Consider the following 1,649-nt stretch of genomic DNA (forward strand, 5'->3'; position numbering starts at 1 on the left):
GTTGAAATATTAAAAAATTGGACCGAATTTAACACAACCGATTCTATTCCTGAGCTACTTACTCTGACTTTAAAAAAAGTTCTAAAAAATGACTTTAAAATTGCTAATCCCAATCAGAAATTTAATCAAACGGACGTTATAATTTACGATTCAGCTCCGACGCGACAACTTCGCTTATTATCGAGAAAAAATAGCCTTTGGAGAATTGCATATGTTCAAGGTGGTTTTGGGAAACATTATGTTTATGCTGAATGTAAAATAAAAAATGACTCAATATCTGATTTTAAAATCACTCAAACCAATTTAAAATTGGAAACTAATGACAGTATTGACAAATATTTATCGGAAAAAAAACTTGAACCGAATAAAGTAAAAATAATAATGAAATAAATACTATGCACAACACGGTATATAAAAAATTGCTGTTTTGTGCTTAACCAAAGTTAGTTGTTTTGTTTGCCAGCTTCTAATTTTCCTTCGGAAAATCCTCGCATACAAACTCGCAACTATTCTTATACATAAACGATGGTCGATGATACCTCCGGCCCGTAAAAAACCGGGCGGTCGAGGCCGCCGCCCTACCTTTTTTTCCTACCATCGGCCATCGGCCAGACAGTACGACTGCACATTCGCCCATAAAATTTGCTATATTCAATCCTAAAAAACCCGGACGGAGCCGTTCGCGGTCGGTACCATCGACATCACCGCCTATAGCGAATGTGCGTCTAATGGCGACCCCTTGCCAAGGTATGCCACGCAACTCGCCATAGCCGTCTGGCCGTTAGGCACAAGCTAAAAGAACACGAAAAGATATGACACCGAAACAACAATTAGAATCAATACTTTCAAATCAATATGAATCGGAAGACGGTGATTCGTATAAAGTTGAATTGTTGGACGGTATGAGTGCCAGCGAAATAGAAAACCTTAAAAATCAACTTCCAAATAGCACTTTGCCGAACGAAATCGAAGAATTATTGAGATTCAGTAAGGGTTTTGAATTCTATGGACTTGAAGAAGTTCGTTTTGATGCATTCGGTCATTTCGGATTTGAAGAAATGTTCCCTAACTCAATCCAACTTGCAGGAGATGGGTTTGGAAATTTTTGGATTTTAGACATTGATTCAAAAGGAAATTGGAACTCAGTCTACTACGTGTGCCACGACCCAGCGGTAATTGTAAAACACTCTGAAAATTTATCAGAGTTTATAAAACACGTTGACGAATTTGGACAAAAAGGAAATCAATCCAACTTAGACATTATTCACGAAAAGACCGTAATGGACATTTGGAGTGAGAAAGTCGGAATAATGGAAAAAAATGAAAAGGACTATGACTTTGAAAGCGGACAAGTTGAATTGCCAGAAATGTTTTTAGTAGCAGACTTGACTGATAAACCAATAAAAACAGGATTTCCGTGGGGCAAATCAGGACCGAATACAAAAATCATAAGGCCAACTGACGAACCGATTTGGATTATAGAGAAAAGAGTGAAACAAGGTTTTCTATCAAGATTTTTCGGAGGAAAGAAATAAAAAGCCAGTGCCTAACATCGGCTCCTATGAAAAGCCATAGTCCAGTTCTCTAAAGTTAATCAATATTTTCTTTTTGCCTTAAACCACCTTTTTTATTTTAAAATAACTTGCTCC

Annotated in this window: 2 protein-coding genes; both read left to right on the forward strand. The window is 37.1% G+C overall.

Annotation, left to right across the window (positions count from 1 at the left end; translation table 11 throughout):
• Positions 1 to 390, forward strand: a 390-nt coding sequence (locus BUB37_RS21755) for a hypothetical protein (RefSeq protein ID WP_170863206.1), incomplete at its 5' end; no start/stop codon positions are given.
• A gap of 422 nt (positions 391 to 812) precedes the next feature.
• Positions 813 to 1,535, forward strand: coding sequence for an SMI1/KNR4 family protein (locus tag BUB37_RS21210; protein WP_072996079.1), 723 nt, complete (start codon positions 813 to 815; stop codon positions 1,533 to 1,535).
• Positions 1,536 to 1,649: the final 114 nt, after the last annotated feature.

Source organism: Pseudozobellia thermophila, assembly GCF_900141855.1.
Classification (GTDB): Bacteria; Bacteroidota; Bacteroidia; order Flavobacteriales; family Flavobacteriaceae; genus Pseudozobellia; species Pseudozobellia thermophila.

What these genes read in the sequence shown, in the direction of transcription:
- BUB37_RS21210 (WP_072996079.1), top strand. Translation starts at nt 813, where the DNA reads ATGACACCGAAACAACAATTAGAATCAATACTTTCAAATCAATATGAA.